The 23,853-nt window shown below is 65.8% G+C and carries 23 protein-coding genes; 7 read left to right on the top strand and 16 right to left on the bottom strand.

The features are described from left to right. The 5 genes from K369_RS11515 to gyrB form a co-directional block, all read right to left on the bottom strand. Positions 1-873 (bottom strand): aldose 1-epimerase family protein, encoded by an 873-nt coding sequence (locus K369_RS11515; RefSeq protein WP_210165049.1) that lies wholly within the window; start codon positions 871-873, stop codon positions 1-3. 8 nt (positions 874-881) lie between these two features. Beyond that, complete coding sequence (gmd, locus tag K369_RS11510) at positions 882-1,868, bottom strand: GDP-mannose 4,6-dehydratase (RefSeq protein ID WP_036291312.1); 987 nt, start codon at positions 1,866-1,868, stop codon at positions 882-884. A 68-nt stretch (positions 1,869-1,936) separates the two neighbouring features. Beyond that, positions 1,937-3,343 carry a mannose-1-phosphate guanylyltransferase/mannose-6-phosphate isomerase gene (locus tag K369_RS11505; protein WP_036291310.1) on the bottom strand — a complete coding sequence of 469 codons (1,407 nt, stop codon included), beginning with the start codon at positions 3,341-3,343 and terminating at the stop codon, positions 1,937-1,939. 226 nt (positions 3,344-3,569) lie between these two features. Beyond that, a complete protein-coding gene (locus K369_RS11500) occupies positions 3,570-3,770 on the bottom strand; it encodes a DUF1289 domain-containing protein (RefSeq protein WP_036291308.1) in 201 nt (66 codons plus the stop codon). Further along, positions 3,770-6,199 (bottom strand): DNA topoisomerase (ATP-hydrolyzing) subunit B, encoded by a 2,430-nt coding sequence (gene gyrB / locus K369_RS11495; RefSeq protein ID WP_036291306.1) that lies wholly within the window; start codon positions 6,197-6,199, stop codon positions 3,770-3,772. Before gyrB ends, K369_RS11500 begins: the two co-directional genes overlap by 1 nt. A 181-nt stretch (positions 6,200-6,380) precedes the next feature. Here gyrB and K369_RS11490 point away from each other — a divergent pair, with 181 nt between their 5' ends. From K369_RS11490 to K369_RS26455, 3 genes are all read left to right on the top strand, one after another. Beyond that, positions 6,381-6,641 carry an antitoxin gene (locus K369_RS11490; protein WP_036291302.1) on the top strand — a complete coding sequence of 87 codons (261 nt, stop codon included), beginning with the start codon at positions 6,381-6,383 and terminating at the stop codon, positions 6,639-6,641. Next, on the top strand, positions 6,638-7,045 hold the full coding sequence (locus K369_RS11485) for a type II toxin-antitoxin system VapC family toxin (RefSeq protein WP_036291299.1): 408 nt from the start codon (positions 6,638-6,640) through the stop codon (positions 7,043-7,045). The genes K369_RS11490 and K369_RS11485 overlap by 4 nt, the downstream gene beginning before the upstream one ends. A 64-nt stretch (positions 7,046-7,109) precedes the next feature. Further along, a complete protein-coding gene (locus K369_RS26455) occupies positions 7,110-7,370 on the top strand; it encodes a hypothetical protein (RefSeq protein ID WP_156967860.1) in 261 nt (86 codons plus the stop codon). Here the strand turns inward: K369_RS26455 and K369_RS11480 are convergent. From K369_RS11480 to K369_RS11430, 11 genes are all read right to left on the bottom strand, one after another. Continuing rightward, entirely contained in the window at positions 7,342-8,106 is a 765-nt protein-coding gene (locus K369_RS11480) for a hypothetical protein (protein WP_156967859.1), read from the bottom strand. The two genes, K369_RS26455 and K369_RS11480, sit on opposite strands and share 29 nt — an antisense overlap. A 369-nt stretch (positions 8,107-8,475) precedes the next feature. Beyond that, complete coding sequence (gene glp / locus K369_RS11475) at positions 8,476-9,717, bottom strand: gephyrin-like molybdotransferase Glp (RefSeq protein WP_036291292.1); 1,242 nt, start codon at positions 9,715-9,717, stop codon at positions 8,476-8,478. Further along, complete coding sequence (gene moaC / locus K369_RS11470) at positions 9,710-10,198, bottom strand: cyclic pyranopterin monophosphate synthase MoaC (protein WP_036291290.1); 489 nt, start codon at positions 10,196-10,198, stop codon at positions 9,710-9,712. The genes glp and moaC overlap by 8 nt, the downstream gene beginning before the upstream one ends. Further along, positions 10,199-11,023 carry an indole-3-glycerol phosphate synthase TrpC gene (trpC, locus tag K369_RS11465; RefSeq protein WP_036291288.1) on the bottom strand — a complete coding sequence of 275 codons (825 nt, stop codon included), beginning with the start codon at positions 11,021-11,023 and terminating at the stop codon, positions 10,199-10,201. 87 nt (positions 11,024-11,110) lie between these two features. After that, a complete protein-coding gene (gene trpD / locus K369_RS11460; protein WP_036291285.1) occupies positions 11,111-12,124 on the bottom strand; it encodes an anthranilate phosphoribosyltransferase in 1,014 nt (337 codons plus the stop codon). A gap of 88 nt (positions 12,125-12,212) precedes the next feature. After that, positions 12,213-12,824: an aminodeoxychorismate/anthranilate synthase component II gene (locus K369_RS11455; RefSeq protein ID WP_036291282.1), complete on the bottom strand. Its 612-nt coding sequence runs from the start codon at positions 12,822-12,824 to the stop codon at positions 12,213-12,215. Positions 12,825-12,944: 120 nt separating this feature from the next. Beyond that, on the bottom strand, positions 12,945-14,036 hold the full coding sequence (locus K369_RS11450; RefSeq protein WP_036291279.1) for a site-2 protease family protein: 1,092 nt from the start codon (positions 14,034-14,036) through the stop codon (positions 12,945-12,947). 160 nt (positions 14,037-14,196) lie between these two features. Beyond that, entirely contained in the window at positions 14,197-14,709 is a 513-nt protein-coding gene (ldtR, locus tag K369_RS11445) for a transcriptional regulator LdtR (RefSeq protein WP_018266040.1), read from the bottom strand. A 208-nt stretch (positions 14,710-14,917) separates the two neighbouring features. Next, the gene (locus tag K369_RS11440) at positions 14,918-15,481 is read right to left on the bottom strand and encodes a DUF6163 family protein (RefSeq protein WP_036291278.1); all 564 of its coding nucleotides are present in this window, start codon (positions 15,479-15,481) and stop codon (positions 14,918-14,920) included. 327 nt (positions 15,482-15,808) lie between these two features. After that, on the bottom strand, positions 15,809-17,326 hold the full coding sequence (gene trpE, locus K369_RS11435; protein WP_198033106.1) for an anthranilate synthase component I: 1,518 nt from the start codon (positions 17,324-17,326) through the stop codon (positions 15,809-15,811). 5 nt (positions 17,327-17,331) lie between these two features. Next, positions 17,332-19,242: a SurA N-terminal domain-containing protein gene (locus tag K369_RS11430; RefSeq protein ID WP_036291272.1), complete on the bottom strand. Its 1,911-nt coding sequence runs from the start codon at positions 19,240-19,242 to the stop codon at positions 17,332-17,334. 249 nt (positions 19,243-19,491) lie between these two features. Here K369_RS11430 and K369_RS11425 point away from each other — a divergent pair, with 249 nt between their 5' ends. From K369_RS11425 to K369_RS11410, 4 genes are all read left to right on the top strand, one after another. Continuing rightward, positions 19,492-19,917 (top strand): hypothetical protein, encoded by a 426-nt coding sequence (locus K369_RS11425; protein ID WP_036291266.1) that lies wholly within the window; start codon positions 19,492-19,494, stop codon positions 19,915-19,917. Positions 19,918-20,073: 156 nt separating this feature from the next. After that, positions 20,074-20,559, top strand: a complete 486-nt coding sequence (locus K369_RS11420; protein WP_036291263.1) for a hypothetical protein — start codon at positions 20,074-20,076, stop codon at positions 20,557-20,559. Positions 20,560-20,801: 242 nt separating this feature from the next. Further along, positions 20,802-22,535: an ABC transporter permease subunit gene (locus K369_RS11415; RefSeq protein WP_036291261.1), complete on the top strand. Its 1,734-nt coding sequence runs from the start codon at positions 20,802-20,804 to the stop codon at positions 22,533-22,535. Positions 22,536-22,546: 11 nt separating this feature from the next. Beyond that, complete coding sequence (locus K369_RS11410) at positions 22,547-23,851, top strand: AAA-associated domain-containing protein (RefSeq protein ID WP_036291259.1); 1,305 nt, start codon at positions 22,547-22,549, stop codon at positions 23,849-23,851. The last annotated feature ends 2 nt before the right edge of the window (positions 23,852-23,853 follow it).

Genomic DNA, 23,853 nt, shown 5'->3' with positions numbered 1-23,853 from the left:
TCAGCCTATCTCTATGCGCAGAGTGAAATCGCGCGTCTCGCCTGGGCGCGCATGCGCGATGCCGGGCTTCTCGTCGAGCTGGCCGGCGAAGCCGACGGGCGAATCATAGCCGTGCCACGGCTCTATGCAGAGGAAATCCGCGCCCGGCTTGGACCAGAGGCCGAGATGCTGGAAACCGTCCCAGGCGATTTGCACGGATCGTCCGCTGCCGCAGCAATAGACGAGGCTCTTGCTCGCCAGAGTGTCGAAGATGATCGCGTCATCGGCGAACAGATCTTCGCGCAGCGCCAGCGTCCGCCCCTCGACCGGCGAATCCTTCATGCGGCCGAGCAGCCCGCCGGTTAGCTTGCGGATTGGCGCCGGCTCATGGCGCTCGAAATTTATGCGGCTCCGCGCCTTGGCGGCGTCGCCGAGCGGCCACCGAAAGGCCGGATGCGCGCCGATGGAAAAATACATGTCCGCATCGCCGAGATTGGTCACGCTATGGCGAATGTCGAGATGCGGACCGTCGAGGGTGAATTCCACCTCGAGCAGAAATTCGAAAGGGAAAACCGCGTGCGTCGCGTCGCTGGCGCGCAAGGCGAAACGCGCCGAATGCGGCGAGGCCTCGACGATGGAGAACAGGCTGTCGCGCGCGAAGCCGTGCTTCGGCATCGCATAGCTGTGGCCGCGATAATCATAGCGGTCCTGCGCCAGCCGGCCGACGATCGGAAACAGCAGCGGACTATGCTTGGGCCAGCTCGGCTCGCCGGCCCAGAGATAATCCACGCCGTCGGTCGTGCGCAGCGATTGCAGCTCCGCGCCTTTCGTAGAAATGAAAGCGGCGAGGCTGTCCGAGGACAAGGCCACGCCGTCTCGCTGCTCATTGATCACGTGCGCCCTCAGGCTTTCGCCTGATGCTTCAGCCGCTCGAGATCGGCGTCCACCATCTCGCGGATGAGCGCATCGAGCGAGGTCTCGGGCGCCCAGCCCAGCGCCTTGCGCGCCTTGCTCGAGTCGCCGAGCAGAATGTCCACCTCGGCCGGGCGGTAGAATTTCGGATCGATCACCACATGCGCCTCCATGTCGAGGCCGGCATGGGCGAAAGCGATGCGGCACATGTCGCGCACAGTGGTGGTGACGCCCGTCGCCACCACATAATCGTCCGGCGTCTCCTGCTGCAGCATCAGCCACATGGCCCGCACATAATCGCGCGCATGGCCCCAGTCGCGCTTGGCGTCTATGTTGCCGAGGCGAAGCTCCTTGGCGAGGCCGAGCTTTATGCGCGCCACGCTATCCGTCACCTTGCGGGTGACGAATTCTATGCCGCGCAGCGGGCTCTCATGATTGAAGAGAATGCCCGAGGAGGCGTGCATGCCGAAGCTCTCGCGGTAATTGACCGTGATCCAATGGCCGTAGAGCTTGGCGACGGCGTAAGGGCTGCGCGGATAGAAGGGCGTCTTCTCGCTCTGCATCGGCTCCTGAATGAGGCCGTACATCTCGGAGGAGGAGGCCTGATAGAAGCGCGCGCCGGGGGCGCCGAGCCGCAGCGCCTCGAGCACATTGGCGACGGCGACGGCGGTGATGTTGGCGGTGAGAATGGGCTGGCGCCAGGAGGAGGCGACGAAGGATTGCGCGGCGAGATTGTAAACCTCGTCTGGCTTCACCTCCTGCACGATGCGCAGCAGGCTGGAGAGATCGCCGAGATCGCCGTCGAGCAGCCGCACGTCATTGGCGACGCCGAGCCAGCGCAGGCGATGGTCCTCGACGCCGCGATGCGAGGAGCGGCGGATCACGCCATAGACTTCATAGCCCTTGCCGAGCAGAAGCTGTGCGAGATAGGCCCCATCCTGTCCGGTAATGCCCGTCAGCAGCGCGCGTTTCGTCATGCACCCCTCTTAATTCAAATCCACTTTCGCGGCTTTTATCATCGCCCGAACGGCCGTCTATAGACGAACTAGGCGCGGCTATACAAATCGGCGAGACGCACGATATCGTCCTCGCCGAGGTATGAGCCGGTCTGCACCTCGATGATCTCGAGGTCGATCTTGCCCGGATTGCTCAGGCGATGAATGCAGCCGATCGGCAGATAGACCGATTCATTCTCGTGAACCAGCAGCGTCTCCTCGTCGCGGCCGACCTCCGCCGTGCCCTTGACGACGATCCAATGCTCGGCGCGATGAAAATGCTTCTGCAGCGACAGGCGCGCGCCCGGCTTCACCACAATGCGCTTGACCTGATGCCGATCGCCGGAGTCGACCGACTGATAAAAGCCCCAGGGGCGGAAGATGCGCTTGTGCTCGCCGGCCTCGCGGCGGTTCTCGCGCTTTAATTGATCGACGAGCTGCTTGACATTGTCGCCATGCTCATGGCCCAGAACCAGCACCGCGTCCGGCGTCGTCACCACAATGACGTCGTCGACGCCGACGACAGTGGTCAGCGTCTCGTCCGAGCGCACATGCACATTGCGCGACTCGCGCACGACGCCATTGCCGCGCACGGAATTGCCCTGTTCGTCGCGCTCGGTCAGCTCCCAGACGGCGCGCCAATTGCCGACGTCCGACCAGCCGATGTCGGCCTCGATCACCGCGGCCTTGCGGGTCTTCTCCATCACCGCATAATCGATGGAGGTCTTCGGCGCGCGCGCGAAAGATTCGGCGTCCAGCACCAGAAAATCGAGATCGGCGCGGCCGGCGTCGATCGCCTTTTCGGCGGCTTCGAAAATCGCCGGCTCGAAATGGGCGATCTCCGCCTGCATCACATCGGCGCGGAAGATGAAATTGCCGCTGTTCCACAAATAGCCGGCGTCGATATAGCGCTGCGCGGTCTCGCGATCGGGCTTCTCGACGAAGGCCTCGAGGTTGAAAACGTCGCTGGCGATGCGCTCGCCGGGGCGAATATAGCCATAGCCGGTGGCCGGAGCGTCGGGCTTGACGCCGAGCGTGACGATATAGCCGTCCGCGGCGGCGGAAGCCGCCTTCTTGCAGAGCTCGACGAGGCCTCGTGGGTCGCGCACCACATGATCGGCGGCGAGCACGACGACGATGGTCTGCGGCGAGCGGCGCGCGGCGACGCCCGCGGCGACGGCGACCGCGGCGGCCGAATCACGCCGGGTGGGCTCGAGGACGACATCGGCCGCGGCGCCGATGGCGCGCAGCTGATCGGTGACGAGGAAGCGATAATCGGCGTTGGAGATGATGACGGGCTTGTCGAAGGCCTCGTCCGCCAGCGTCTGAATGGTGGTCTGGAAGGTCGACAGCTCGCCGATGAGCGGAATGAATTGTTTCGGGAGAGTTTCCCGCGACTCGGGCCATACGCGCGTGCCCGCCCCGCCGCACATTATGACCGGCAGTATCTTCGTCATGTCTCGCCTTTCGGTCGAGGGATGAATTGGCGGCGGCAGGTCGCGTGAGGGAAGAAGTTTTCCGGAATACAATCAAAAAGATCGAGCGCTTTTTCGCGCAGGTCCCGTTCCTGCGGCCGTCCGCCGGCGATTAGGCCAGCTATAGGCTGAACGCTCCGCCCTTGGCAAGTGGGCGCCTCCGCTCAGCCGGGCGAAACCCGCGCCGCGCCGCCAATGGCGTTCTGCTTCATGACCGCTTCTGCTGCGAGGCGTGAGGCTCTTTCTGCAGGCGCGCGCGTCGCGCCGGCAGCGCGGCGAGAATGCGCGCGCGCTCCGCCTCGGAAGCGTCGCGCCAGCCGGCGATCTCGGCCATCGTCCGCGCGCAGCCGATGCAAAAGCCGGTCGGCTGATCGATCTTGCAGATTTTGACGCAGGGCGTTTCGGCCATCATACGTCCAAATTGGCGACGTTCAGCGCATTCTCCTGGATGAACTCGCGGCGCGGCTCGACGATGTCGCCCATCAGCTTCACGAAAATATCCTCGGCCTCCACCGCCTCTTTCACCTTCACCTGCAAGAGCGAGCGCACCTCGCGGTCGAGCGTCGTCTCCCACAATTGCTCGGCGTTCATCTCGCCGAGGCCTTTGTAGCGTTGGATGGTGAGACCCTTGCGGCCCTGCGCCGCCATTGCGTCATAGAGCGCGAGCGGGCCGGAGAGCGCGGTCTCGTCGCTGCGCCGCGCCAGCGCCGCCGGGCCGGCAAAAATTTCGCGCAGGCTCTCGGCGCGCTCCTGCAGCTTGCGCGCCTCGCTGGAGGCGAGCAGCGCCGCGTCCAGCGTCACCGCTTGCGCGACGCCGCGCAGCGTGCGGCGGAAGACATAGCCGCCCTCGCGCAATTCGCCGGTCCAGCCGCGCTCGGTCTCCTCCGCTATGGCGTTGAGGCGCTCGGCGACCTCGGTCGCTTTCGCTTCTTCCGGCGGCGATTGCAGCGCGTTCGCCATGGTCGCCTGCTCCACGACATTGCGGTCGTAGCGCGAATGCAGCCCGCTCATAATGGTGCGGAAGGAGCGCGCATCCTCGAGCGCGGCGCGCAAATCCTTGCCGGCGCGCTCCTCGCCATTGCCGCAGCGAAGCACGGCGCCGTCGAGCAGCGAGTCGATGAGATAATCCTCGAGCGCGCGCTCGTCCTTCAAATATTGCGTCGATTTGCCCTTCGTCACCTTGTAGAGCGGCGCCTGCGCGATGAACACATGGCCGCGATCGATCAGCTGAGGCATTTGCCGATAGAAGAAGGTGAGGATCAGCGTGCGAATATGGGCGCCGTCGACGTCGGCGTCGGTCATGATGATGATCTTGTGATAGCGCAGCTTGTCGGCGTTGAATTCATCGCGGCCGATGCCGGTGCCGAGCGCGGTGATCAGCGTGCCGATCTGCTCGGACGACAGCATTTTGTCGAAGCGCGCGCGCTCCACATTCAATATCTTGCCGCGCAATGGAAGCACGGCTTGGAACTCGCGATTGCGGCCCTGCTTGGCCGTGCCGCCGGCGGAATCGCCCTCGACGATGAAGAGCTCGGCCTTCGCCGGATCGCGCTCCTGGCAATCGGCGAGCTTGCCGGGCAGATTGGCGACGTCGAGCGCGCCCTTGCGCCGCGTCAGCTCGCGCGCCTTGCGCGCCGCCTCACGCGCGGCGGCGGCCTCGCAGACCTTGGAGACGACGCTCTTCGCCTCTTGCGGATGCTCCTCGAGCCATTGGTCGAGCAGCTCATTGACGACATTCTCGACCGCCGGACGCACTTCGGACGAGACCAGCTTGTCTTTCGTCTGCGAGGAGAATTTCGGGTCCGGCACCTTCACCGAGACGACGCAGGTGAGGCCTTCGCGGCAATCGTCGCCAGTGAGATCGACCTTCTCGCGCTTGGTGAGGCCGGAGCGCTCGGAATAGCCGGTGATCTGCCGCGTCAGCGCGGCGCGAAAGCCCGCGAGATGCGTGCCGCCGTCGCGCTGCGGAATGTTGTTGGTGAAGGCCAGAATATTCTCGTGATAGGAATCGTTCCACCACAGCGCCACTTCGACATTGATGTGCTCGCGCTGGCCGTGAATGAGGATCGGCGCGCCGATCAGCGCCGATTTGGCGCGATCGAGATAGCGCACGAAGGCCTCGAGCCCGCCCTCGTAATAGAGCTCCTCGCGCTTTTGTTCCGCATGGCGCGCGTCGGTGAGCACGATGCGCACGCCCGAGTTCAGAAAGGCGAGCTCGCGTAGGCGATGCTCTATGGTCGCATAATCGAATTCGACGACGGTCTTGAATGTCTCGAGCGACGGCAGGAAGGTGACTTCCGTTCCGCGCTTGGGCTTGCCGTCCTCGATCGGCGCTTTGCCGACGACAGCGAGCGGCGCGACGGAATCGCCATTGGCGAATTCCATGAAATGCTCGCGTCCCTCCTGCCAGATGCGCAGCTTCAGCCACACCGAGAGCGCATTGACGACCGAGACGCCGACGCCATGCAGGCCGCCCGAGACCTTGTAGGAGTTCTGGTCGAATTTACCGCCGGCGTGCAGCTGGGTCATGATGACCTCGGCCGCGGAGACGCCTTCCTCCTTGTGAATGCCGGTCGGAACGCCGCGGCCATTGTCGGTGACGGTGCAGGAGCCGTCGGCGTTCAGCGTCACGGTGACGAGCGTGGCGTGGCCAGCGAGCGCTTCGTCGATGGCGTTGTCGACGACCTCATAGACCATGTGATGCAGGCCGGTGCCGTCATCGGTGTCGCCGATATACATGCCCGGGCGCTTGCGGACGGCGTCGAGGCCGCGCAGCACCTTGATGGAATCCGCGCCATATTCGGGCGGCGTGGCGGCTCCGTCTTCGGTGTCGGTCATGCGGGTTTGGGCTCCTCGGGCAGGGCGGGGACGACGGCTCGATTCGATAGCATTGTTTTTACCGCGAAAGACACGGAGAAAGCACGAAAAACCGAGCGGCGCGCCGGCTCGGCGGTCGAATTGACCAATGTGTCGGCGCGCGATATCTATCATGTAGTAGATATCATACGGAGCTGCAACGATGCGCGGCACAGCCAAGCTGTTCATGCATGGCCGCAGCCAGGCTGTGCGCCTGCCCAAGGACTGCCGTTTCGAAGGCAAGGAGGTCAAGGTCACCAAGATCGGCGACAAGGTGATTTTGGAGCCGCTTCACGAGGGGCCTTTCGATGTCGAGGCGTGGTTTGCGCGGCTCGACGCTCTCGGCGCGCGCGACTTTCTGCCCGACGGCCCGCCGGAGGATCCGCCGAGCGCTCCCGATCCGCGTAAATTCATCGACGAATGATCTGCCTCGACACCAATGTCGTCATTGCGGTGATCAACCGCCGCAACGCCGATGTCGCGCGTCGCATGGGCGAGGCGCTGACGCAGCGCGTCGAGATCGGCCTGCCCGTCATCGTTTTGTACGAGCTGCGCTACGGCTATGCGCGCAGCGATCGAAAGCCGCTGATGGAGGCCTTGCTGGCGGAATTTCTCTCGCCGGGAATCGCCGTGCTGCCTTTCGATGAGGAGGACGCGCGCCATGCGGGAGACATTCGCGCCGAGCTGGAAAAAGCAGGGCGGCCGATCGGCCATTATGATTATCTCATCGCCGCGCAGGCGCGCCGCCGCGGCGCGATATTGGTGACGGCGAATGGTCGGGAGTTTACGGGTGTGCCGGGGCTGATGGTGACGGATTGGGCGGCGTGACGGGCTGCGCGCGCATGAACGGGGGAGACAGGCGCCCGCTACGAGCAGCGTGGTAGAGGTGCTGATGGAGCCAGCCTATTCGGCCGGATATGACCCGTTGTGGCCAATCGTGGAAGCGGTCCGACCTCGGATCAAAGGACACTCGATTTTCCATCGAATCTTTCGCGCAGCTCAACAATTTGAAATTAAAGGCGTTATGCAGATTCGTGAAGGCTCGAGTTTTGCGCGTCGGATTATGGCGGGCTTTCTGTTCCTCTCGGTCGCGCAGGGCTATTGCGAGATTGCAGCGCCGTCGGTCATGGCTTTGCGTCCTCGACGAATTTGAGTTCGATCAGCGTATCGTCGGGCCAGGAGTCATCGTGGAGCGGCGGTAAAAAGCTGGTGCGGTCGTGTCGGATGCGCTCCTGCGGCAGAGCCTCCCGCCTTTGGCCTGAAACAAGCCAGACTTCGGCGATGGGACGCGGCTCCCGAAAGATGACTTTGACCATCCAGCTTTGGCAGGGCCGGCCAATTCCTTCGACAAGCAGGCGCGCCGGGAGTGGAATCGACCCGTCATCGCGCTCCATGGCCCAGCGCATTTCGCATATCGCCCTGAAGTCGCCGAGGCGCCGCGTATTGGGCGGAAGTCCCGGCGTGCGCACGAAAGGCTTTAACGCGAAGGCGCCATCGGGTCGGTTGAGCAGGAGACGATAGTCGCCGCTTTCGCTGGCGTCGATTCGGGGCGCGGCAAAAACGCCGTTTTTGTCGATCGAGATATCGATGTCCCGACTTGCGGTGGTGAGAACCAGAGTCAGCCCTTTCAAATTCGCATCCGGCTGCCGGGACTGGAGGACGAATTTCGGCGTCGCCTTGGGGGCCAAATGTCCGTGGCGAGCGAATGCTTCCAAACCTTTGACAATCGCCTGATAGGAAATTCCCTCGGAGCGCTCGCCGGCATTCACGATCACGTCGGGAAGCTCGACGTCCACGGCTCGAGCTGTTGTCGTCTGCTTTGCTGAGGCAAATTCCGTGAAAGCGAGCAGGGAGAGAAGCGAACAGACGCCCAGCAAATGTTTTCGCAACAGAACCTCCTCAGATAGGATATTTAAAAGAGAATGTCGGTGATCGCGTCTATTATTCGACGACCGTCGACACCAATCGCGTCTTTTATCGAATTTCGATAACGCGCCGGTGGGGATTTGCATCCCTTGCCGAAAACGCCTTCGTCGGCGCGGACGTCCGCTCCTGGCGCACAATGCCGTCCCAGAAAGACAGGCGACGGCCTCGCAATATCTCGCACAAAGCCGCCGGCTCTCCCTCATGCCGAGGAGGCGCCGCAGGCGCCATCTCGAAGCACGAGGGAGTCCAGAGGGCGGAGCCCGACGTTTCCGCGTACTTCGAGACGCCCGCTTCGCGGGCTCCTCAGCATGAGGGGATTGTAGCTCGGCTCCTCACGCCCTGACGAACGCCCCCGGCAACCTCAAAATCCGGCAGGGGCCGCCGGCTTCCACCGCGCCGTCTCCCGCTTCGCGGATGAGCAGCGCCTGCGAGCGCGCCAGCTCTGTCAGCAGCGAGGAATCCTGCAAGGCTTGCGGCGTGGCTACGAGCCGGCCGGAAGCGTCGCGCGACAGCGTCGCGCGCATATAGTCGCGGCGGCCCTTATTGGGCTTCAGCGGCGCGCCGGCGACGGCGGCCTCGGTCTCGTCCGCCCCCGCGCGCGGATCGCCTTGCAGCGCGCGAATGAGCGGGCCGAGGAAGACCAGCGCGCAGACGAAAGCCGCGACCGGATTGCCGGGCAGGCCCAATATGCGCGCCTCGCCCAGCGTTCCATGGATCAGCGGCTTGCCCGGCCGCATGGCGATGCGCCAAAAGTCGAGCGCCATGCCCTGGCGGGCGAGGGCCGGGCGCAGCAGATCGTGATCGCCGACCGAGGCGCCGCCCAGCGTCACGACAATATCGGCCTCGGCTGCGCGCGCCTGCTCCAGGGCTTTTTCCAGCTCGGCGATGTCGTCGCGGAAAATGCCGAGATCGATCACCTCGGCGCCGGCGGCTTCGGCGATGGCCGCCACCGCATAGCCGTTGCAGGCGATGATTTGCGCCGGCCCTGGCTCGGCGCCGGGCGGAACCAGCTCGTCGCCCGAGGCGATCAGCGCCACGCGCGGGCGCCGCGCGACGGGAAGCAGCGGATGATTGATGGCGGCGGCGAGCGCCAGCTCGCTGGGGCCGATGCGCGTTCCGGCGAAGAGGGCGGCGTCGCCCGCGCGAAAATCGAGCCCGCGCTCGCGAATATGCCGGCCGGGCGGAGGCGGGGAGGCGGCGCCGATTCCGGCCGCGTCCACCGTCGCGTCCTCCTGCAGCAGGATCGTATCGGCGCCCTCGGGCACGGGCGCGCCGGTGAAGATGCGCGCCGTCTCGCCGGCGCCGAGCGCCGCGTGATAGCCATGGCCGGCGGCGCTCTCGCCGACGAGCGTCAGCCGCGCGCCGGGCGCCGCGAGATCGGCGGCGCGCAGCGCATAGCCGTCCATGGCGGAGACCGCGACCGGCGGCTGCGTGCGGCGCGAGACGAGGTCTCCGGCCAATGTGCGGCCGAGGGCTTTGAAGAGCGGAGCCTCCTCCTCGCCCGCGAGGCGCGTCGCGCCGGCGAGCACGCGGGCGAGAGCTTCGTCCACGGACAGCAATTTGTCGTCAGCCATTCTTGTCCATTTCGTCGCGACGCCATTCGCCGGAGCGTCCGCCGCGTTTCTCGACCAGCTCGATTCCCTCGATGCGCATGCCGCGATCGACGGCCTTCAGCATGTCGTAGATCGTCAACAGAGCGACGCCGACCGCGGTCAGCGCCTCCATTTCCACGCCCGTCTTGCCCGTGACGGAGACTTCCGCCGTCGCGCGCACGCCGGGAAGGCTCGCATCCGGCTCGAGATCGACCGCGATCTTGGTGACGGGCAGAGGATGGCAGAGCGGGATCAGCTCATGAGTCTTCTTCGCCGCCATAATGCCGGCGACGCGGGCGACGCCGAACACATCGCCCTTCTTCGCCTGACCCTCGACCGCGAGAGCGAGCGTCGCAGCGTCCATCACGATATGTCCGCGAGCGATGGCGACGCGTTTCGTCTCCGCCTTGTCGGAGACATCGACGATATGCGCTTCGCCCTTGCTCGAGAGATGCGTCAGCATCTATGCGCGCGCCCGCCTGTGGTCGCCCTTGACCGAGCCATGCAGCAGCTCGCGCGTCGCCGTCGTCACATCGTCCTTGCGAATGAGGCTCTCGCCGACGAGGAAGGTGAAGACGCCGGCCTTCTCGAGCCGCAGGCAATCCTCATGGCTCGTTATGCCGCTCTCGGCGACGATGATCCTATCCTTGGGAATGCGCTCGACGAGCCGCTCGGTCGTCTCCAGCGTGACGTCGAATGTATGCAGATTGCGATTGTTCACGCCGATGAGCCGCGTCTCCAGCGCCAGCGCGCGGTCGAGCTCCTCCTCATTGTGGACCTCGACGAGAACGTCCATGCGCAGATCATGCGCTGTTGTGTTGAGGCGCAGGGCCTCCTCGTCGGAAACGGCGGCCATGATGATCAAAATGCAATCGGCGCCATGGGCGCGCGCCTCGAACACCTGATAGGGGTCGTAGAGGAAATCCTTGCGAATCGCCGGCAGATTGGCGGCCTTGCGCGCGGCCTCGAGATCCTCGAGCTTGCCCTGGAAAGAGGGGCCGTCGGTTAGCACGGAGAGGCAGGCGGCGCCGCCGGCCTCATAGGCGCGCGCCAGCGCCGGCGGATCGAAATCATGGCGCAGCACGCCCTTGGATGGGCTCGCTTTCTTGATTTCCGCGATCAGCGCGATGCGGCCTTCGGCGAGCTTGGCCTCGATCGCATGGACGAAGCCGCGCGGCGGATCATGATCGCGCACATTGCGCTCGAGCGTCGCCAGCGGCATGCGCACCTTGGCGTCGTTGATCTCGGTCCGCTTATAGGCTTCGATCTTGCTGAGAATGTCGGTCATGCCGCTTCGGGTCCTTCGCGCATTTCGAGAGGTTTTCTACCACGAAGACGCGAAGGACACGAAGCATTTCCCGCCAGCGCGGCGCGCTCACGCATTGGAGACGCGAATGAGCGCCTCGAGCTTTGCCTGTGCAGCGCCGCTGTCCAGCGCCCGCGCGGCGAGATTTGCGCCTTCGCGAAGATCGGCCGCCGCTCCCGCCACTACCAGCGCCGCCGCGGCGTTGAGCGCGGCGATGTCGCGATAGGCGTCGCGCGCCCCCGCGAGCACGGCCCGCAGCGCGCGGGCGTTATGGGCGGGATCGCCGCCGACGAGCGCTTGCGGCTCAGCGCGCGTCAAGCCTGCTTCCTCCGGCGTCACCGTGAAGCTTCTGACGGCGCCGTCCTCGAGCGCGACGACATGAGAGGGCGCGGTCGTCGTCAATTCGTCGAGCCCGTCCTCGCCATGGACGAGCCAGACGCGCTTTGCGCCCAGTTCCGCCAAGACGCGCGCCAGCGGCTCCAGCAGCGCGCGCGAGGAGACGCCGAGCAGCTGCTTCTCCACCCGCGCCGGATTGCACAGCGGGCCGAGCAGATTGAAGATCGTGCGCAGGCCGAGCTCTCCGCGCACCGGCGCGGCGTGGCGCATGGCGGGGTGATGTGTCGCCGCCGCCATGAAGCAAATGCCTGTTTCCGCGAGGCAAAATTCGGCGTGCTCGGGCGCGCCGCCGACCTTGACGCCGAGTTCCGCCAGAACGTCGCTGGCGCCGGAGCGCGAGGAGGCGGCCCTTCCGCCATGCTTGGCGACGCGCACGCCGCAGCCGGCCACGATGATCGCCGCCAGAGTGGAGACATTATAGGTTCCGGCGCCGTCGCCGCCGGTTCCGACAATGTCGATCGCATCCGTTGCGCCCGCGACCGGCGCCATCGCCGCGCGCATGGCCTCCGCCGCGCCGATGATTTCCTCCACCGTCTCGCCGCGCTGGCGCAGGCCCATCAGAAAGGCGCCGAGCTGCGCCGGCGTCGCGCCGCCTTCGAGCACAATGGAGATCGCCGCGCGCGCCTCCTGCCGGGAGAGCGTCGCGCCGGCGGCGAGGGATGCGAGATAGGGCTTGAGGTCGGTCACGGCCGAAAATCTCGGTTGAAGGATGCGAGCCCGAAGGCTCGCGGTCCAAGGCGGGCTCTGGACCGCGAGCCTTCAGGCTCGCAGCGATTCACGCGACTTTGGCGGGGCGGCGCGTCGCGTTCCATTCCTGCGCGAGATCGAGGAAATTGCGCAAAATCTTGTGCCCGTGCTCCGAGGTGATGCTCTCGGGGTGGAATTGCACGCCATGCACGGGCGCGCTCTCATGCGAGAGGCCCATGATGAGCCCATCCGGCGTCTCGGCGGTGACGCGCAGGCAGGCGGGCAAGGTCTCGCGCGCGACGATCAGCGAGTGATAGCGCGTCGCCTGGAACGGCCCCTCTATACCGCGAAAGATCGTCTCGCCCTTGTGCAGGATCGTCGCCATCTTGCCGTGGACGGGCAGGGGCGCGCGGATCACATCGCCGCCGAAGGACAGGCCGATGGATTGATGGCCGAGGCAGACGCCGAAAATCGGAATCGTCGCCCAGGCCGCGGCGATGAGATCGAGGCAGATGCCCGCCTCCTTGGGCGTGCAGGGGCCGGGCGAGAGCACGATGGCCTCCGGGCCGGCGGCGAGCACTTCGGCGACCGAGACCGCATCGTTTCGCTTGACCGTCACCTCGGCCCCGAGCGAGCCGAAATAATGCACGAGGTTGAAGGTGAAGCTGTCGTAATTGTCGATGAGCGTGACTTTTGTCATTCGCGCTTGGGTCCGGTTCTCGGCGGCGCGGGCTTGCTCTCCCACCGCGGCTCGATTTTTTCGGCTCTTCGGCCGCTCAAGTCAATTCATTCGCGCCGCTCGGCCGGGGAGCCGGCTCCTCTAGCCGCGCCGGCCCAGCCGCCAGTCCGGCCGCAGATTGGCGATCAGCATGATCTCGCCGATGCTCTGGCGCGTCAGCAGACCGACCAGCGCGCCATCGGCGCCCAGCACGCCCATGGCCGAGGCGCCGGCGAATTTTTCGATCGTCTCATCGAGCGGCGCGGCCGCGCTCACGGTGGGGGCGTCGCGCTGCACATGGGGGGCGATCGGCGCGCTGCGGTCGTCGGCCTTCAGCGCCTCGATTATGTCCGAGCGGTCGAGCAGGCCCATGAAGTGGCCGTCCGCCGCGACCACCGGAAACTGGTCCTGCGAGGTGGCGAGCAGAGTCTCGACCGCCTCGCCGAGATCGGCGCCCCAGCCGATGGCGGCGATGCGGGTCTCCATGGCGTCGGCGACGGAGAGGCCGCGCGCGGCCTCGCTCGCGACCGTCATCTGCGCCTCGCCGCTGGCGGCGATGTAGACGAAAATGGCGATGAAGACGAGCATGGGATTGCCGAACAGCCCCAAGAACCCGAGCGCGAAGGCGAAGCCTTGGCCGATGGAGGCGGCGATGCGCGTCGCCTTTCCGCGCGGCAGCCACATTGCGAGCGCGGCGCGCAGCACACGGCCGCCGTCCATGGGGAAGGCCGGGATCATGTTGAACAGCGCCAGAAACAGATTGGCGGCGGCGAGACGCGCGAGGACATTGAGATGCGGATCGTCGAGCTGCGCCAGCGTCTCCGGCTGGAAAGCGCCGAGCGCGACGAACAGCACTGTGGCGATGACGATGTTGACCGCCGGCCCCGCGAGCGCGACCAGCAGCTCCTGAGAGGGCTTTTCCGGCATATGGTCGAGATTGGCGACGCCGCCGATCGGCAGCAGCGTGACCTCGGTCGAGAGAATGCCGAAGCGCCGCGCCATCAGAATATGGCCGAACTCATGCAGCACGACGCAGGCGAAGATGAGTGTGATGAAGATCACGCTGTCGCGCGCCGCCTGCGCGCCGCCGCTGCGATAGGCGGAAAAGCCGATCCAGGCGAGCAGCAGCAGAAAAGTGATGTGAATGCGGACGGCCGTGCCCTTGAACGAGCCGAGCGTGAGCGACCAGCGCATGGAAGAGGCCTCTCTATCGACGTGACGTCCGCGACGATTTCTCATAGCAGAAATCCGCGACATTCCGCCAGGAATCCGTGATAGGCGGCCAAGAAAAAGGGCGATCGACGCGTGAAGCGAAGATCGCCCGAGTGGAGCGGAGAAAGTCTGGGAGGAAGCGTCAGAGGCGATAGCGAATCTGATCCGTCCAGAAGCGCTCGAGGCGCGTCAGCGCGGTGTTGACGGTGCGGAACTCGGCGGTGGAGACGCCGCCGATCTGCTCCACCGTGGTCGCATGCTTCTCGTAGAGGGCTGCGACGATATCATGAACCTCCTTGCCCTTGGGCGTGAGGCTGATGCGCACGGAGCGGCGATCGACGCGCGAGCGGGCGTGGTGGAGGTAGCCCATCTCGACGAGCTTCTTGACATTGTAGGAGACGTTGGAGCCGAGATAATAGCCGCGCGTGCGCAGCTCGCTCGCGGTGAGCTCCTTGTCGCCGATATTGTAGAGCAGCAGCGCCTGCACGGAATTGACGTCGCCGCGATTGCGGCGGTCGAACTCGTCCTTGATGACATCGAGCAGGCGGCGATGCAGACGCTCCACCAGCGTGAGGGATTCGAGATAGATCGGACGAATTTCGTTGATCTTCTCTGAGCGGACCTGCGCCGCCTCGGTCTTCGACGCCGTATTCATGAACAAGCTCCGTCTCGTTTATTGCGCCGGATATTGGAAAGTCCGGTCCGTGTCTCGATGGACCAGAACCTATCCGCCGCGAATGAAGACCGCTTTAAACAACAGCCTGAATCCGTCGTTTACCTCCACTACCGTCGATGCGGTAAATGGGTGGTGAATCAAGTCGTTAGAATTGTATTAGCCGTGTCGTGGACGTGCGCCGCGCGCCTTACCGGCCGAACCGGGCGAGAAGCGCGCGCGCCTGCCGTTGCAGGCGGCTGAAGCGGCCGTCCGTGGCCTCGGCCTCGGGACCGCGCCGCCTGCGGCGCTTTTCGCGCAGGCGTTGCGCCTCATAATCGCGGCCGGCCTCGAAGGTGAGGAAGAAATAGAGGCCGATGAGCGCGAGATCGAGGGCGATGAGCCAATAGCCGCCTGCGAAAAACCCCGGCACGCTCAAGGTCACGAAGATTTGCGCGCCGGCGATGAGCAGCCACAGCACGCCGCCCCAGGGCGTCGCCAGCCAAAGCCCGACGCCGGCGACGAGATCGAGCACGGCGAAGAACACGACGGCGATGGCGGCGTTGGTCGGCGCCTCGTCGAATATGGGCTTGCTGGCGGTGAGCACGATGACCCATTGCATCACGCCCTGCAGCAGCCAGAACAGCGCCATGACGCGCATGAACAGCGTGAGCATGTGGCCCCAGCGCGCCGACTGGCCCGCCGCGCCGGCGTCGCCGAGGCGGATCGGCCGGTGAGGGTCGTCCGCCTCCTCATAGAGCGTATGCTCGGTCACTCTGAGCCTCGCTGGCGGTGAATCCGGACTCTCGACGCGCGTCTCCTTCTCCCGCTTGGCGGGAGAAGGTGGCCTCGCGAAGCGAGGTCGGATGAGGGCCGGCGCCGCGGCCGCGAGATCGAAGCATTTGCCACGCGCCGTGAGCCCTCATCCGACCCGGCCAAAAGCCCGTCGCTTGCGACGGGCGTCCTGTCGGACGCCCTATGGCCGGGCCACCTTCTCCCACAAGTGGGAGAAGGGAACGCCCTTGTCTGTGAGCGTCTCTGTTTCAACATCGGCATCGTCACGATCTGGAAGCCAAAGGCCAATGGATTACCGACTTGCGCTCTACTGCCCGCGCCGCGCGCGCGTCGCGAAGCGCACGGCTTCCTCCGCGGCGCGGAACAGCGCCTTGGACTTGTTCACCGTCTCGCGATGCTCGTAATCGGGGTCGCTGTCATAGACGACGCCGGCGCCCGCCTGCACATGCATCTTGCCGTCTTTCACGATCGCCGTGCGCAGCACGATGCAAGTGTCCATCTGCCCGCCGGCGCCGAAATAGCCGATGCAGCCGCCATAGATGCCGCGCTTGTCGGTCTCCAATTCGTCGATGATCTCCATGGCGCGCACCTTGGGCGCGCCGGAGACCGTGCCGGCCGGAAAGCCGGCGGCGAGCGCGTCTATGCAGTCGCGCGCGGGATCGAGCGAGCCTTCGACATTGGAGACGATGTGCATCACATGGCTGTAGCGCTCTATGGTGAAGCTGTCGGTTACGCGCACGCTTCCCGTCGCGGCCACGCGGCCGACGTCATTGCGTCCGAGATCGAGCAGCATCAAATGCTCGGCGCGCTCTTTCTCATCGGCGAGAAGCTCGGCGGCGAGGCGCTCGTCCTCCGCCTTCACGGCGCTGCGCCAGCGCGTGCCGGCGATGGGGCGGATCGTCACCTTGCCTTCGGCGACGCGCACCAGAATCTCCGGCGAGGAGCAGACGATCTGGAAATCGCCGAAATTGAGAAAGCAGAGAAAGGGCGCCGGATTGACGCGGCGCAACGCGCGATAGAGCGCGAAGGCGGGCAAAGCGAAGGGCGCGGTGAAGCGCTGCGACAGCACGACCTGGAAAATATCGCCGGCGCGAATGTAATCCTTGGCGCGCTCGACCATTTCCAGGAAACGCCCGGGCGCCGTGTTGGAGACCGGCTCCTCGGCGAGAAGATGCGGATCGGCCTCCGCCTCGCGCTGCTCGAGCGGCGCCTCCAAGGTCGTGACCACCGAGTCGAGCCGCGCGAGCGCCGCCTCATAGGCGGCCTTTGCGGAAACGCCGGCCGCGGGGCGGGCGGGCGTCACCACGATGATCTCGTCGCGCACATTGTCGAAGACGACCATGACGGTCGGCCGCAGCAATATCGCGTCGGGCGCGCCGATCTTGTCGTCCTTGGCCGGGGCGAGGCGCTCCATCAGCCGCACAGTGTCATAGCCGAGATAGCCGAACACGCCCGCGGCCATGGGCGGCAGATGCGCGACCTCGTCGATCGCGGATTCGGCGAGCAGCTCGCGCAGCGCGTCGAGCGGCGGCTTCGCGCAGGGCTCGAAAGCATTCGCGTCGCGCAGCGCGCGGCGGTTGATCTCGGCTGTCTCGCCATGGATGCGGAAGACGATGTCGGGATCGAGCCCGATCATCGAATAGCGTCCGCGCGCGGCGCCGCCCTCCACCGATTCCAGCAGGAAGACATTGGCCGTCCGCGCGCGCGTCAGCTTCAGATAGGCCGCGACCGGCGTCTCGAGGTCGGCGACGAGCCGCGTCGCCGCCAGCGACGCGCGGCCCGCCTCATAGGCGGCGGCGAATTCGTCGAACGAAGGTTCCGACAATGCGCTCACTGGCTCTGTTCCGCGCCGCCGGTCGCCGCCTGCAACGCACGCTCGTTGATCGAGACGTTGAAGACCTTCTCGAGCGCGCCGACATATTGCTCGAGAATATCATTGGTGAAGGCCGGCCGCAGCTGGTCGATCGCCGCCTTGGCCTCGAGGGAGGCGGGATCATAGGCCGGCGTCGACGCGCCCTTCACCTCGAAGACGAGGCGTCCGCCATCGACCGCGGCGGAGCCGGCGCCCTTGGGCGGCGCGTCGAAAATGGCGACGATGGCCGCGGTCGACAGCTCGGGATGCGGCGCGCGCTTCACATCGCTCACATGGCGGACCTCGGCGCCGGCGCCCTTGGCGACGTCCTCTATCGCCTTGCCGCCGCGCAGCTCCGCGGTCAGCGCCTCGGCGCGCTCGGTCAGCGCCTTCTGCTGCTTCTCGCCGCGCAGAGCGGTCTCGACGGCTTCCTTCACCTCGTCGAAGCTGCGCTGGCGCGCCGGCTCCACCTTGGCGATCTCGAACCAGACGTAGCCGCCGTCGCGCGTCGGCACAGTGTCATTGTCCACTCCGACGTCGGAGGCGAACACCGCCTTCAGCAGATCCTCGGAGCCGAAGAGGGCGGGAACATTCTTGCCGGCGGGATCGAGGCCGGTGGAATCCACCGCCTCTATCGTCGCGATCTCGAGGCCGGCGGCCTTGGCGGCTTCGGCCAGCGTCTTGCCGCCGGTGCGCTGATCCTCGATCGCGTCATGCAGCTTGCGCACGGACGGCGCCGAGCGCTCCTGCGCGATCTCGCGGCGCAGCTCCTCGGCGGCCTCCTCATAGCTGCGGGTGAAGACGCTGGGGATGATCTTCTCGACCTGCAGGATCGCCGCGCCGAAGGCGGTTTGAATGGGGCCGACGAAGCCCGGCTCGCGCGAGCCGAAGACTTTTTCAGCGATCTGCTTATCGCCGAGGTCGTGCGCCTCGAGCAGGCCGAGGTCTATGTCCTTTTGCGAGAGCTTGCGCTCGCCGGCCAGCGCGTCGAAGGCGAGGCCGCTCTTCAGACGCTCCAGCGCCTTCTCGGCCTCGTCTTTCGAGGCGAAGAGAATCTGGCGCAAATGGCGCTTCTCCGCCGTGCCGTAGCGCTTGGCCTTCACCTCGTCATAGAGCTTGCGGACATCGGCCTCGGCGACCTTCTGCGGCTCGGCGAGCGAGGCCGGCGTCACGGTGAGCAGCGCGAGCTTGCGATATTCGCGGGCGCGGAAGCTCTGCTCGCGATCGGCGAAATACTTCTTCAGCTCTTCCTCGCTCGGCTTGGCGACCTCGCCGACGGCGGAGGCGGGGAGCAGGAAGTAGTCGACCTCGCGAATCTCGTTGCGGAAGCGATGCAGCGCCTCCAGCACGAGGCGCGGCGGCTCCAGGCCGGAGACGATGGAATCGGTCAGCGCCTTGCGCAGATAGCTTCCCTTCTGCTCGAGGAGGAAGCTGCGCTCCGTATAGCCGGCGTCGCGAATGAGCTGCTTGAAGCGGTCGGAGTCGAACTTGCCGGTCGGCCCCTTGAAGACATTCTCGTCGCGGGTGAGGCGCAAGGTCTCGTCCTCGGAGATGGCGAGGCCGAGCGCCTTCGTCTTCTGGTCGAGGGAGAGATCGGTGATCATGCGCTGCAGCACCTGCTGATCGAGGCCGAAGCGGCGGGCCTCCTCATTGGTGATGGCGCGGCGGGCGCGCTGCTGCAGGCGGCGCAGCTCGTTCTGATAGGCGCTGCGATAGGTCTCGACCGAAATCTCGCCCGCGCCGACCTTGGCGAGGCGCGTGGAGGTGAAGCCGCGGAACACGTCGCCAATGCCCCACACCGCGAAGCTCAGCGCGATAAAGCCCATGACGAGCCCGAGGATGATGCGGCCGATCCGATGTTGCGAGGCGATGCGCAGGCCTTCCAGCATGATTTGGGGCTTCCCTTGGGCTTTGCGGGGCTCCGGCTCTTTACCTGATGATCGCGGCCGGAATTGGCGCGGACTATAGGTAGCGTCGCCTCCACTTGCAATCTTGCGCTCCGCCGCCCCTTCGGGCGGGCTCCAGCGCGGCAGCGCGCGGCGAGAGCCGAGGGAACCGAGCCGCGTCCCGCACGTTGTGACGCCCTGGGGGGGCCGCCGCGGTCTCTGGAGCAGAGCTCGCGATACGGGAGTGTGCAAATGAACCTCACGAATCTGACGATGGGCGCGGTCGCGCTCGGATTGCTGGCCATCTCTCTACCGGCGATGACGGCTCCGGCGCTGGCGCTGCCCTCGGCGGCTCCGGCGCTCGCCGCCGGCGCGGCCTCAGATATCGCCAAGGCTCGTTACCAGGACTATTCGGGCGCGCGCGCCTCCTCCAAGGCGACGAAGGGCCGCTCCGCCGCCTCCGGCGGAAGCTGGTCGAAAAACTCCAAATATGGAGCCGCCGCCGGCAAATATGTCTCCGGCAAGGCGCGCGTCGCCGGCCAGAGCGGCCAGCAGGGGCGCTCGGCGATCCAGGGCCGCTCCTCCTCCTCCAGCCAGGGCCGCTCCTCGATCGGCGGCCATGGCATAGCGCCCTATAGCGACATTCCGCATCGCGCCATGAAGCACGGCGCGCGCTGACGCGGCGCTCTCCTAAAGCGATCTTCGACAATCATCTCGCGGCCGCCGGATGCGTCTCGCGCCGGCGGCCGTTCGCGCGTTAACCCGCCGTTAACCATGGGCGCGGACACTCGGACCACTGAGACATCGCCTAGGCGTCGCTTCAGGAGGTCTCTCATGTCGACGGCGGCGGCGCCACACTCGCGGTCCAATGGCCTCCGATTCTTTCGGCTTCTCGGCGTCATCGTCGCCTCCATCGGCGCGGGCGCGGCGGCCGGCTTTTTTCTGGGCTCGCGCACCGGCGTCAAAAATGCGCTGCAGGCCGCGCAGAGCATAGACGGCCAGACTCTCGCCAAGGCGCTCGACTGGAAGCCGGAAGTCTCCTTCGGGCTCGAGCAGCGTCGCGAGATCGCCCGGCTGCTGGACGAGGCGCGGGCGACGCGGGCGCTGATCGAATCGCTTCGCCATGAAGAAGAGGCGCTGCGCGCCGGCGCGCGGCTGCGCGCGCTGGAGACGGCGCGCGATTCGGGCGCCTCGCGGCTGGAGCGGCTCGAGCAAAGGCTCGACCGGCTCGACAGCGCGCGCATCGATTCCGCGCCGACCGGCTCTCTGCCCAAGGGCGAGGTCCGCCGCGATTTCCGCGCCGCTCCCGCTGGCCGCTGAGAGCGGAATTCATTTCCCAATCGTTTCTGAGCCGGCCCGAAACCGCTTTTCCGCAATCCCGCTCGGCAGCGACACGCAATTGTCGTCTGGCTTGGCCATTGGACGGCGACGCGTAGCGTAGGGGCGCTCGATTCCCGTCTTTCGGGAGGTGACGGCGATATCCGGCTGTGCGACATGCTCTCCCGCCGGAGCCCCAGCCGCCGGCCATCTCTACGCCTCGCTTCGCCGAAAGCCGGTCGTTCATGCTCAATAATTTCGTCGCGCTCACCTCGCTCGGCCGCCGCGCTCTGCCCAATCTGTGGGATATCGTCGCCCTCGCGCTCGTCCTCGGCGTCTTCGCGCTCGCCGCTTTCGGCTGGCGCGGCATGGCGCTGCCGCTGGAGGCGCCGGAGACGGCGCAATTGTCGCTCGATTATTCGGCGCTGCCCTATTACGGCCTGCGCACCACTCTGCGCATGTTCGCGGCGATCGGCTTCTCGCTGCTCTTCACGCTCGTCTATGCGACGCTGGCCGCCAAGAGCCGCCGCGCCGAGATGATTCTGGTGCCGCTGCTCGACGTGCTTCAGTCGGTGCCGGTGCTCGGCTTTCTCTCCTTCACCGTGACCTTCTTCCTCGGCCTCTTCCCCGGCTCGACTTTGGGCGCCGAAGGCGCGGCGATCTTCGCCATCTTCACGAGCCAGGCCTGGAACATGGCCTTCTCCTTCCATCAGTCGCTGCGCACCGTGCCGCGCGATCTCGACGAGGTGGCCAAGGGCTTCGGGCTCACGCCCTGGCAGAAATTCTGGCAGCTCGAGGCGCCCTTCGCCATGCCGGGACTCATCTGGAACATGATGATGTCCATGTCCGGCGGCTGGTTCTTCGTCGTCGCCTCGGAGGCGATCACCGTCGGCGACGTGAATGTGCGGCTGCCGGGCGTCGGCTCCTATCTCGCGCTGGCGATCGAGAGCAAGCGCATCGATTGCGTCGTGGCCGCGGTGGTCGCGGTGGCGCTCATCATTCTCGCCTATGACCAATTGCTGTTTCGGCCCATTGTCGCCTTCTCGGGCAAGTTCCGCGTCGAGCTCTCCGCCTCGCAGGACGAAGCCGAGAGCTGGGTGCGCGATCTCTTCATGCGCACGCGCTGGCTGCGCGTCGCCGCCGCCTGGCCGGCCTCGCTGCTGCGCCGCGCCTCGCTGTGGAAAATGGCCTTGCCCTTTGCGGCGCCGCGCCTGCCGCAGAGCCGGCGGGCGGGCGTCCTCGTCGATATCGTCTGGTTCGCGGCGATCGGAGCGGTGTTCTTCTATTCGCTCTATCTCGTGCTCGAATTCGTGCGCAGCGCCGTCAGCCTGGACGAGCTTCGCCATGCGCTGCTGCTGACCTTCTACACGCTGGTCCGCGTCGTCGTGCTGATCGCGCTCGCCACGCTGGTCTGGGTTCCGATCGGCGTCTTTGTGGGCCTGCGTCCGCGCATCGCCGAGAAGATCCAGCCGCTGGCGCAATTTCTGGCGGCCTTTCCGGCCAATGTCCTCTTTCCCATAGCGGTCGTCGGCATTCTCACCTTCCGGCTCGATCCAGACATATGGCTGTCGCTGCTGATCATCTTCGGCACGCAATGGTACATATTGTTCAACGTCATCGCCGGCGCCTCGGCCTTTCCGAACGATCTGCGCGAGGTCTCCGCCAATTTCGGCATTCGCGGCTTCGCCTGGTGGAAGAATGTCATTCTGCCGGCGATCTTCCCCTATTATGTGACCGGCGCGCTCACCGCCTCGGGCGGCTCGTGGAACGCCTCCATCGTCGCCGAATATGTGAAATGGGGCGACGACACGATCGAGGCGCAGGGCATAGGCGCCTATATCGCCGCGGCGACGGCGGCCGGCGATTATCCGAAGATCGTGCTCGGCGTCTCGCTGATGAGCGTCGTCGTCATACTGTTCAACCGTCTCTTCTGGCGCCAATTGTTCGGCTTCGTCGAACGGCGCCTGCGCCTCTCCTGAAGGGTTTCGCCATGTCCGCGACGAAAGCGCCTCTGCTCGAGCTCCGCAATGTCTTCCAGGCCTATGGCCGCTCTTCCGGCGAAAAAGGCCCGATCGTTCTCGACGATATCTCGCTGCAGCTCGACGACGGCGAGATCGTCGGCCTGCTCGGGCGTTCCGGCTGCGGCAAATCCTCGCTGCTGCGCATCGTCTCCGGCCTCGCGCGGCCGACCGGCGGCGACGTTCTCTATCGCGGCGAGAAGGTGGCCGGTCCGGTCGATGGCGTCGCCATGGTGTTTCAGAGCTTCGCCCTGTTTCCATGGCTCTCCGTGCTCGCCAATGTGGAGCTGGGCCTGCGCGCCAAAGGCGTGCGCGAGGCGGATGCGCGCCGCCGCGCGCTGAAGGCGATCGACATCATTGGCCTCGACGGCTTCGAAAATGCGTATCCGAAGGAAATCTCCGGCGGCATGCGCCAGCGCGTCGGCTTTGCGCGCGCGCTCGTCGTCGCGCCCAATATTCTCCTGATGGACGAGCCCTTCTCGGCGCTCGACGTGCTGACGGCCGAGACCTTGCGCACCGATCTCCTCGATCTGTGGGTCGAAGGGCGCATGCCGATCAAATCCATTCTGATGGTGACGCACAACATCGAGGAGGCGGTGCTGATGTGCGACCGCATCGTCGTGCTCTCGTCCAATCCGGGCCGCATCGCCGCGGAAATTCGCGTGACGCTGGCGCATCCGCGCAATCGGCTCGATCCCGAGTTCCGCCAGCTCGTGGACCAGATCTATGCGCTGATGACGCGCCGCGCCGAGCCGCCCAAGCGCGAGGGGACTTTTCCGGGCCTCGGCCTCGGCATGGCGCTGCCGACGGTCTCCACCAACACGCTCGCCGGCATGATCGAGGAGGTCGCCGCGCCGCCCTATGACGGCAAGGCCGATCTCCCCGCGCTCGCCGACAGCCTGCAGCTCGAGATCGACGATCTCTTCCCCGTCGCCGAAACGCTGCAGCTGCTGCGCTTCGCCGAGCTCGCCGAGGGCGACATAAAGCTGACGACGGCCGGCAAGCGTTTCGCGGAGATGGACGTCGACCAGCGCAAGAAGCTGTTCGGCGATCATCTGCTCGCCTATGTGCCGCTGGCGCAGCGCATCCGCCGCGTGCTGGACGAGCGGCCGTCGCATTACGCGCCGGCCACCCGCTTCCGCGAGGAGCTCGAGGATTACATGAGCGAGGACTATGCGGAGATGACGCTGCGGAGCGTCACCACCTGGGGCCGCTATGGCGAGATTTTCGCCTATGACGAAGGCGCGCAGACCTTCAGCCTGGAAAATCCGCAATAGGA

It is taken from the genome of Methylosinus sp. PW1 (assembly GCF_000745215.1).
GTDB lineage: Bacteria > Pseudomonadota > Alphaproteobacteria > Rhizobiales > Beijerinckiaceae > Methylosinus.
The sequence above is the reverse complement of the archived record's forward strand: the minus strand, read 5'-3'. Positions and strand labels throughout refer to the sequence as shown.

Excerpts from the sequence above, each read along its gene's own strand:
- gmd (WP_036291312.1), bottom strand. The coding sequence starts at position 1,868 with ATGACGAAACGCGCGCTGCTGACGGGCATTACCGGACAGGATGGGGCC.
- K369_RS11505 (WP_036291310.1), bottom strand. The coding sequence starts at position 3,343 with ATGACGAAGATACTGCCGGTCATAATGTGCGGCGGGGCGGGCACGCGC.
- K369_RS11500 (WP_036291308.1), bottom strand. The coding sequence starts at position 3,770 with ATGGCCGAAACGCCCTGCGTCAAAATCTGCAAGATCGATCAGCCGACC.
- gyrB (WP_036291306.1), bottom strand. The coding sequence starts at position 6,199 with ATGACCGACACCGAAGACGGAGCCGCCACGCCGCCCGAATATGGCGCG.
- K369_RS11490 (WP_036291302.1), top strand. The coding sequence starts at position 6,381 with ATGCGCGGCACAGCCAAGCTGTTCATGCATGGCCGCAGCCAGGCTGTG.
- K369_RS11485 (WP_036291299.1), top strand. The coding sequence starts at position 6,638 with ATGATCTGCCTCGACACCAATGTCGTCATTGCGGTGATCAACCGCCGC.
- K369_RS26455 (WP_156967860.1), top strand. The coding sequence starts at position 7,110 with ATGGAGCCAGCCTATTCGGCCGGATATGACCCGTTGTGGCCAATCGTG.
- glp (WP_036291292.1), bottom strand. The coding sequence starts at position 9,717 with ATGGCTGACGACAAATTGCTGTCCGTGGACGAAGCTCTCGCCCGCGTG.
- moaC (WP_036291290.1), bottom strand. The coding sequence starts at position 10,198 with ATGCTGACGCATCTCTCGAGCAAGGGCGAAGCGCATATCGTCGATGTC.
- trpC (WP_036291288.1), bottom strand. The coding sequence starts at position 11,023 with ATGACCGACATTCTCAGCAAGATCGAAGCCTATAAGCGGACCGAGATC.
- K369_RS11455 (WP_036291282.1), bottom strand. The coding sequence starts at position 12,824 with ATGACAAAAGTCACGCTCATCGACAATTACGACAGCTTCACCTTCAAC.
- K369_RS11450 (WP_036291279.1), bottom strand. The coding sequence starts at position 14,036 with ATGCGCTGGTCGCTCACGCTCGGCTCGTTCAAGGGCACGGCCGTCCGC.
- ldtR (WP_018266040.1), bottom strand. The coding sequence starts at position 14,709 with ATGAATACGGCGTCGAAGACCGAGGCGGCGCAGGTCCGCTCAGAGAAG.
- K369_RS11430 (WP_036291272.1), bottom strand. The coding sequence starts at position 19,242 with ATGCTGGAAGGCCTGCGCATCGCCTCGCAACATCGGATCGGCCGCATC.
- K369_RS11425 (WP_036291266.1), top strand. The coding sequence starts at position 19,492 with ATGAACCTCACGAATCTGACGATGGGCGCGGTCGCGCTCGGATTGCTG.
- K369_RS11420 (WP_036291263.1), top strand. The coding sequence starts at position 20,074 with ATGTCGACGGCGGCGGCGCCACACTCGCGGTCCAATGGCCTCCGATTC.
- K369_RS11415 (WP_036291261.1), top strand. The coding sequence starts at position 20,802 with ATGCTCAATAATTTCGTCGCGCTCACCTCGCTCGGCCGCCGCGCTCTG.
- K369_RS11410 (WP_036291259.1), top strand. The coding sequence starts at position 22,547 with ATGTCCGCGACGAAAGCGCCTCTGCTCGAGCTCCGCAATGTCTTCCAG.